Source organism: Micromonospora sp. AMSO12t, from assembly GCF_008806585.1.
Classification (GTDB): Bacteria; Actinomycetota; Actinomycetes; order Mycobacteriales; family Micromonosporaceae; genus Micromonospora; species Micromonospora reichwaldensis.
The window spans coordinates 1-7705 of the sequence record NZ_WAAS01000286.1 but is presented as its reverse complement, the minus strand read 5'-3'; the positions used below and the strand labels follow the sequence as shown (position 1 = coordinate 7705).

7 protein-coding genes are annotated in these 7705 nt (G+C 72.4%); 3 read left to right on the top strand and 4 right to left on the bottom strand.

Annotated features, from left to right (window positions below):
• On the bottom strand, positions 1-1075 hold a 1075-nt coding region (locus F6X68_RS27960; protein WP_151457060.1), incomplete at its 3' end, for an endo-1,4-beta-xylanase.
• 289 nt (positions 1076-1364) lie between these two features.
• On the bottom strand, positions 1365-2213 hold the full coding sequence (locus F6X68_RS27955) for an ATP-grasp domain-containing protein (protein WP_192581562.1): 849 nt from the start codon (positions 2211-2213) through the stop codon (positions 1365-1367).
• 116 nt (positions 2214-2329) lie between these two features.
• Between F6X68_RS27955 and F6X68_RS27950 the strand changes: the two genes are divergently transcribed.
• Positions 2330-2617 (top strand): DUF1905 domain-containing protein, encoded by a 288-nt coding sequence (locus tag F6X68_RS27950; protein WP_151457058.1) that lies wholly within the window; start codon positions 2330-2332, stop codon positions 2615-2617.
• Positions 2618-2696: 79 nt separating this feature from the next.
• Here F6X68_RS27950 and F6X68_RS27945 read toward each other — a convergent pair whose 3' ends face one another.
• Complete coding sequence (locus F6X68_RS27945) at positions 2697-4283, bottom strand: DUF6461 domain-containing protein (RefSeq protein ID WP_151457057.1); 1587 nt, start codon at positions 4281-4283, stop codon at positions 2697-2699.
• Between the two features lie 628 nt (positions 4284-4911).
• Between F6X68_RS27945 and F6X68_RS27940 the strand changes: the two genes are divergently transcribed.
• Positions 4912-6780, top strand: a complete 1869-nt coding sequence (locus F6X68_RS27940) for an adenylyl cyclase (RefSeq protein ID WP_151457061.1) — start codon at positions 4912-4914, stop codon at positions 6778-6780.
• 57 nt (positions 6781-6837) lie between these two features.
• On the opposite strand, the gene F6X68_RS27935 is transcribed toward F6X68_RS27940, so the two are convergent.
• A complete protein-coding gene (locus F6X68_RS27935; protein ID WP_151457056.1) occupies positions 6838-7197 on the bottom strand; it encodes a hypothetical protein in 360 nt (119 codons plus the stop codon).
• A 221-nt stretch (positions 7198-7418) separates the two neighbouring features.
• On the opposite strand from F6X68_RS27935, the gene F6X68_RS27930 reads away from it, so the two are divergent.
• Positions 7419-7705 (top strand): carbohydrate-binding protein (locus F6X68_RS27930; protein ID WP_370518998.1); only part of this gene is annotated, 287 nt, incomplete at its 3' end.

The following is a 7705-nucleotide window of genomic DNA, read 5'->3' as shown; positions in this document are numbered from 1 at the left end:
TCGGGGGCGCCGTGGTGGGCGGCGGAGTGGTGCCGCCGTTGAGGGCGTCGAGGGTGGCGGTGTACGCGGGCTTCTTGTTGCCGCTGCCGTCGAAGAGCAGCGGGGTGCCGCTGGCCCGCCAGGAGTCCGTGTCCCGGATGCCCCACACGGTGATGCCGGTGCAGCGGGTCACGGCGAGGCAGGCACGCACCACCCGGCCGTAGTTGTCAGCCTGCGCCTGGCCCGAGCCCTCGATGTCCAACTCGGTGATCTGCACGTCCACGCCGAGGTTGGCGAAGCGCTGCAGGTTGGCCTGGTAGTCGGCGGGCACCGGGGAGGCGCTGTTGAAGTGCGACTGGAAGCCGACGCAGTCGATCGGCACGCCCCGGGCCTTGAAGTCCTGCACCATGGCGTACACCGCGTTGCTCTTGGCGTTCTGCCCGTCGGTGTTGTAGTCGTTGTAGCACAGCTTCGCGGTCGGGTCGGCGGCGCGCGCGGCGCGGAACGCCACCTCGATCCAGTCGTTACCGGTGCGTTGCAGGTTCGAGTCGCGGCGGGCCCCGCTGCCGCCGTCGGCGAACGCCTCGTTCACCACGTCCCAGGAGTGGATCTTGCCACGGTAGTAGGTCGCCACCTGGGTGACGTGGTTGACCATCGCCTGGCGCAGCGCGCTGCCGTTGAGGTTCTGCGCCCACCCCGGCTGCTGGGAGTGCCAGGCCAGGGCGTGGCCGCGCACCTGCATCCCGTTGGCGCGGGCGTGGTTGACGATCCGGTCGGCGTTGGCGAAGGTGAACTGGCCCTGGGACGGCTCGGTGGCGTCCCACTTCATCTCGTTCTCCGGGGTGACCGAGGTGAACTCCCGGTTGAGGATCCCGACGTACGTGGCGTCGGAGAGCTTGTTGGCGGCGACCGCGGCGCCGAAGTAGCGCCCCTTCTCGGCGGCGGACGCCCCCAGGGTCGTGCCGGCGCTGGCGCCGGACGCCACCGCGACCGTCGTGGCGGCGACGGCGAGACCGACCACGACCGACGCCAGCGCGACGCGTGGCCGCCGGCGGGTCACCGGGCGCCCGCTGGCACGGGCGAGCATGTTGTCCATGGCAGAGCCTTTCGATGAGCCGAATGGATGAGAAGGCCGCCTCGGCAACCGCCCGCCACGGTGTGGGGCCGGTGGAGTGGTCGCCCGGAGACCACGCCGCCGTCAGCATCCTCGACACCGTGAGTTGATCGAAGCCCTTCCATCGGACCGTATCGGAACATCTCCGGAACCTCAACGCCCGGTTATCGGATTCTTCCGACGGGTGCACGCTGCATCGCCGCCTCGGACAGGCTCACACCCTGCCCGCGAGCCGGACCGGCGCCTACCGGAGCACCGGAAGTTTCGGAGGTCAGGATCCGCGACGCAGGACGTCGACCAGAGCGGCCGGGTCGATGGTGGACGGCCGGTCGCTGACCTGCCCGTCACCGAGTTCGACGATCCGCCAGACGCCGTCGGCGCGCAGGGCCAGGTCCACGGTCACGAACGGCAGCCCCAGCGCCGCCACCGAACCGCTCACCGGGCCCGCGTCGAACGCCTCCGGCGGCGCGTCGTGCGGACTGTCGGGATGGGCGCCGACGAGGACGCAGACGCCGTCGACCCACCACGTGCGGACCTCGGCGGTGGTGAACCGCTCGAACCGGCGCAGCACCAGGCCGCCGACGAGGTCGTCGCCGCGCAGGTCGAGGAAGCGGCTGGCGACCCGCCAGGCGGCATCGCCGTCGTCGAGATCCGGGATGAACGCCGCCTCGTGCCAGTGGTGCTTCATCGACTTGGTGTAGTCGCGCAGCACCGCCGCCCCGCCGCCGAGCGCGCGCCTCGCCCGGTCGAATTCGGCACGCTCGGTGCCGACCGTCCACGCCGAGCGTGGCGTCAGCTCGATCAGGTCCGGGTACCAGCCCGGCAGCTCGTGGGCGCGCCGGTACTGTTCGGCGCTCGTACGCAGGCTGACGCCCCGTCGGGCCAACGCGTCCGCGAAGGCGGCGTACTGCTCGCCGCGCAGCATCCAACCGCGGTAGACCGCAACGCCCTCGGCCGTCACCCGCGACACCGCCCGCGACACGTCGTCACCACGGGTCAACGCGTCGTGGTCGACGACAGCGACCTCGACGCCGGCCTCCCGGGCGGCGCGTGCCTCCGGTGCGAAGTGGGCGTCAGGGTGGCGCGGTCGTAGCGGGTCCGAGGCGACGATCAGGAGCACGGGTGCATGCTGCCCCATCGGCGCTGACGACGCGAGCGCCGCCGGGCCGGCGCGGGACCGGCCGGCGGCACTCCGCCCGTCCCGAGGAAGTCGGTGCCCGCTCCTATGCTGAGCCGATGGACCTGGAGTTCGGTGGTGAGCTGTGGTTCTGGCGGGGCCCTGCGCCGTGGCACTTCGTCACCGTCCCCGAGGACGGCTGCCAGGAGTTGGCCGCGCGATCCGCGGGCGTGAGCTACGGCTGGGGCATGATCCCGGTCGCGGCCCGGATCGGGAAGACCGGCTGGAGCACGTCGCTGTTTCCCAAGGACGGGCGTTACATCGTGCCGGTGAAGGCGGCCGTGCGAAGGGCCGAGGGGCTGGCGGTGGGAGACACGGTGACGGTCCGGCTGGTCGTCGACGGGTGACCGGCCCACACCACACGCAGCAGCGCGACCGCGGCCGACGACACCCCTGACACGACACACCGGGCTGCGGCCGGCGCGGCTACAGCGCAGGTGGGTCCGGCAGGATCCGGAAGGCGACGTCGGCGGACTCGATCCGGGCGAGGTCCTCGGCGTTGATGCCGTGGCCGGTGAACCGCTGCACCGCGACCAGGCCCATCAGCTCCTTGCCACGGTGGTGGTCGGCGAAGTCGAGGCCCACGAGCGCCTCCGCCACCGGTGGTGGCGCGCCGAGGTCGCCGAAGGGCTCCACCGACAGCAGCACCTCGCCGCGCTCGGCGAACGACAGTCGGGTCAGCGCCTTGACGTTCCAGAACATGCTGGCGGCCCGGCCGCCGGCGGACGCGCGCGTCAGCACGGGCCCCGTCGACCCCTGCCAGTCGTTGTACTCGACGGCGAGCACGGCGCCGCCGACGTCCAGCACCGCCACCCACGGGTCGCTCGAGCGCCGCCGCATCAGGTCCTCGCGCAGGGCGCGCATCGACTCCGGTCGGGTCGGGTCCGCCCCGAAGGCGCGCAGCACGTCCGGCACACCTGCCCCGGTCACCACCGTCACCGTCGCGGCCACGTTCAGGGTGCTCTGACGCAGCCACCGGTAGGCGGCTTCGGGCCGTTGGGGCCGCGCCGGCTCCGGCTCGCCGCGCAGCCGGTGGCCGAGCCGGTCCGTACGGGCATGCACGATCTCGGGCGCGGCGGGTGCCTGCCACACCACCAGTTCGTAGTGTTCGACGTCGCGTTCGTCGGTCTCGTCCCGCCCCCAGGCGTGCACCCGCAGCCGGTAGTCGCCCGGCCAGGGCGGGGTGGCCCGACTCAGGCGCGATTCACCGGCGCGGGGCCCGAGCACCGAGGCGCCGCCGACGGCCGCCTGCCAGCTGACCTCGACGATCTCCTCCCAGCCGGTCGCGACGTCCGGCGGCGGCCCGTCCAGGATGCTCAACATGATCCGCACGTGTCCGCTCTCGACACCGGTGCGGATCACCGCACCGCCCGGGACGACCGCGACCAGGCCGTTGCCGCCGAAATCGACCTCCGGGGCATCGGTGCCCTCCAGCAGCGCGAACCGGTGCTCCGACACCAGTGCCGACCCGCTGGAGTGGCGGGGCAGCAGGTACTCCGCCCGGGCCCGGGCGAGCACGGCCGTGGCATAGCCGGTGGGCATCGGGGCCTGCCGGAGCAGCAGGACGGCGGTGCCGATCGCCACGCCGAGCACGGCTGGCGCCTCGGTGGCCCAGGGGTGGATGCCCACCCGGTGCAGGACGGCGGTGGCGGTGGCCACGGCCAGCGCGAGCTGGGCCGCACCGTGCGCCGCGGCGATGTCCTGCTCGGCGGTGGTCCCCGGTTCCACCGTCAGGAGGGCGGCCACCTGCGGGTGGGTGGCCAGCCGGCGCGCCAGCTCGGCGACCAGCGACGACACGCCGGGCCGGAGCTGCTCCAGCACGGCTGCGCCGTTGATCGCCTCGCTCTGCCCGCCCACGCTCAGGATGGAGAACGTGCCGGTGACCGGTGCACCCAGGAGACCGGCCAGGTCCGGGCTGCCGCCCGCCAGGTCCAGCTCCGCCACGGTCAGTTCCAGCGCGCCGAGCAGGCGTTCGACGAGCAACGGCGGCAGCGAGCCGAGAGCGTCTCGCACCGGCGAGTCGTCCGGCCCTGCCCCGGAGCCGGAGCGGAACGGGCCACCGCCCGGTGCCCGACCGTGGATTCGCGGATGGGCCAGGCGCCGTCCTCGTCGGCTGCCCGCAGCCGGCCGAGCTCGGCCGCCGGTGCCGCCGGAACACGGGCGACGACGAGTGGCAACGCGGCCGCCACGGACCCCGACAACTCCGCCACCACCGCATCAGGAACCTCGATCACACGCACCCCCGCCGTCCCCCGTACCGGAAGGCACATTCCTACCATCGACGGCCGACACCGACATCGATCGAGCCGCGAGGGGCACGCCACCGGCGTCGTGCGGTGCGCGGCCCGGCGCGGTCGCTCCACGAGAACCCGCCCTGATCGCGGCGGCGCAGCAGTAGCGCCGGGGCGGATCGACAGGGTAGAAACATGCCAACCCTTCTTTCACGGCGTGATAGAAGTCGCGATGGCGAGAGAGCGCTCTCACAAAGGCGTCGTCCCCCGCCGCCGCCCCCACGAGGCAGGTCGACGACGACCGCGGTCCGGCTACCGGCGCGCCCACCCGGGCCGCGCCGGAACACCTCCCCCACCACGTCGCCGAGCCCGGCACCCGCCCCGGCCGGCGGAGAGGACGAACGATGAGAATGCAGTCCCCCGACCCGCGACGGCGGCTCCGCCGGACGCTCGCCCTCGGCCTGGTGCTGACGGCCGTCGCCAGCACCACCGGCACGGCCGCCGCCGCCGGACCGGCCCGGCACGGCGCCCCGGACTTCGGGCCCAACGTGACGATCTTCGACACCGACACACCGGTCGCCGAGATCCAGGCGACCCTCGACGGGGCGCACGCCCGGCAGGTCGACGCCGAGATGGGCACCGCGCGGCACGCGTACCTCTTCAAGCCCGGCAGCTACGGTACGGACACGCAGCCCCTGCACGTGAAGGTCGGCTACTACACCGAGGTCTCCGGCCTGGGCGCCTCCCCCACCGACGTCACCGTCAACGGCAAGATCGAGACCTACAACCGCTGCCTCGAAGGCGGCGGGACCGGCAACTGCATCGCCCTGGTCAACTTCTGGCGCACCCTGTCCAACCTGTCGCTGTCCGTCAACGCCACAGGCCAGGACGGCTGCCGCTCCTCGGCGAACTTCTGGGCGGTCTCCCAGGCGGTCTCCATGCGCCGTCTCGACATCAGCGGCGGCGGCCTGTCCCTGATGGACTACTGCACCGCCGGCCCGCAGTACGCCAGCGGCGGCTTCATCGCCGACTCCCGGCTGCCCGCCACCACCAACGGCTCCCAGCAGCAGTGGCTCACCCGCAACAGCGAGGTCGAGAGCTGGTCCAACGCGGTGTGGAACCAGGTCTTCGCGGGCACCGTGGGCGCCCCCGACGACGCCGACTTCCCCGACCCGCCGTACACCACGCTGAACACCACGCCCCTGAGCAGGGAGAAGCCGTACCTGTTCGTCGACGACCGGGGCCGCTACCAGGTCCGCGTCCCCGCCGTCCGGCGTGACAGCCGGGGCATCTCCTGGGGCGACGGCATGACGCCGGGCCGCACCATCGGCATCCGGGACTTCTTCATCGCCAAGCCGTCCGATCCGGTGCACGTCATCAACGCCCAGCTCGCCCGCGGCAAACACCTGCTGCTCACTCCCGGCGTGTACGACATCGCCCGCAGCATCGAGGTCCGACGGCCCGACACCGTGGTGCTCGGCATCGGTCACGCCACGCTCACCGCCGTGAACGGCGCCGTACCGCTGGACGTCGCCGGCGTGCCCGGCGTCGTCGTCGCCGGGGTGACCATCGACGCCGGCCCGACCGAGTCGCCGGTGCTGCTGCGGGTGGGGCGCGAGCACGGCCGCAACGCCAGCACCCCGCGCAACCCGATCACGCTCTCCGACGTGTACTTCCGCGTCGGCGGGCCGCACATCGGCAGGACGCGCACCGCGCTGGAGGTCAACGCCGACCACGTCCTGATCGACCACACCTGGGTGTGGCGCGGGGACCACGGCGTCGAGGGCTTCACCGAGGGCGTCAACGGCGACACCGACCGCTGGCGGACCAACACCGGTCGCTACGGCGCCGTCATCAACGGCGACCACGTGACGGCCACCGGCCTGTTCGTCGAGCACTTCCAGCGGTACAACACGGTCTGGAACGGTGAGCACGGCACGACGGTCCTCTACCAGAACGAGCTGCCGTACGACCCGCCGACGCAGGCCGACTGGATGAACGGCGCCGTCAAGGGCTGGGCCGGGTACAAGGTCGGCGACCGGGTGCGGCACCACACGCTGCACGGCGGCGGGGTGTACGTGTTCAACCAGAACAACCCGTCGATCCGCACCGAGAACGGCTTCGAGGTCCCCATCGCCCCGGGTGTCAGGCTGCACCACGTCATGACCGTGAACCTGAGCGCCGGCACGATCGACCACGTGGTCAACGGCGTGGGCGCGGCGGCCGACATGACGCGGGTCGGCGAACCCGTCTACGTCACGCGGTACCCGGCTCCGTAGCCGTTGCGGGAGACCGGGTCGGACGGGGCGCGCACCCCGCCCCGTCCGACCCGGTCCTCAGCCGGCGCAGTTGTTGTTGCGCGCGGGCTGGGTCAGCTTCTCCTGGGTGCCGAACTTCGCGTAGACCCGCAGGTAACACGGCAGCTCGACGTCGCCGTAGTAGCTCTGCACCTCGTTGGCGTAGTGCGTGGTGCCGCTCTGCGCGACCTGCCAGCCGCCGGCGTCGCCCGACTGGATCTCCCAGTAGACGTCGCCGGAGCAGCCCTGCAGGCCCTGCGACCAGGCGATGATGTTGGCCCCGTTGTAGATCTCGGACTGCACGAGCGTGCAGCTCGCCGCCTGCGCCGGGCCGGCGCCGGCGAGCAGCCCCACGGTCAGCATCGCTCCGGCTCCGATCGCCGACATCAACTTGCGCATGCTCGATCTCCTCCACGATGGACGGCAGGTGTCCACCGGAGGGTATCCCGTTCCGGAGATTAGCTCCACGGCCATCGTCGATATTGGCGAAAAGTTTTACCAGCCTCCTCCGGCAGACGTCGGCCGCCCCGCGACGGCCTCGCCGGCACGCCATCCCGCCCCGCCGTTTACATTTAACAAAGTTAATTGATAGCCTCCCGCCATCGACGAGGAGGAATGCCATGCGACTTCGACGTACGATGCCCGCGCTGCTGGCCGGCGCGGCGCTCACCGCCACCCTGGCGGCCATGCCCGCCGTGCACGGCCGCGCCGCCGCGAATACCGCCCCCGACGTCGCCGCCGCGGCCTGCACCGCGCCGGCCTGGGCCGAGGGGACCACGTACGCCGCCGGCAGCCGGGTCAGCTATGCGGGGCGCTCCTACCAGGCGCTCGTGACGCACACGCCCCCGCCGGGCGCCGGCTGGAACCCCGCCGCGACGCCCTCACTCTGGACCGACCTCGGCGCCTG

Coding starts and splice junctions, on each gene's coding strand:
- F6X68_RS27935 (WP_151457056.1), bottom strand. CDS start 7,197: ATGCGCAAGTTGATGTCGGCGATCGGAGCCGGAGCGATGCTGACCGTG.
- F6X68_RS27940 (WP_151457061.1), top strand. CDS start 4,912: ATGCAGTCCCCCGACCCGCGACGGCGGCTCCGCCGGACGCTCGCCCTC.
- F6X68_RS27950 (WP_151457058.1), top strand. CDS start 2,330: ATGGACCTGGAGTTCGGTGGTGAGCTGTGGTTCTGGCGGGGCCCTGCG.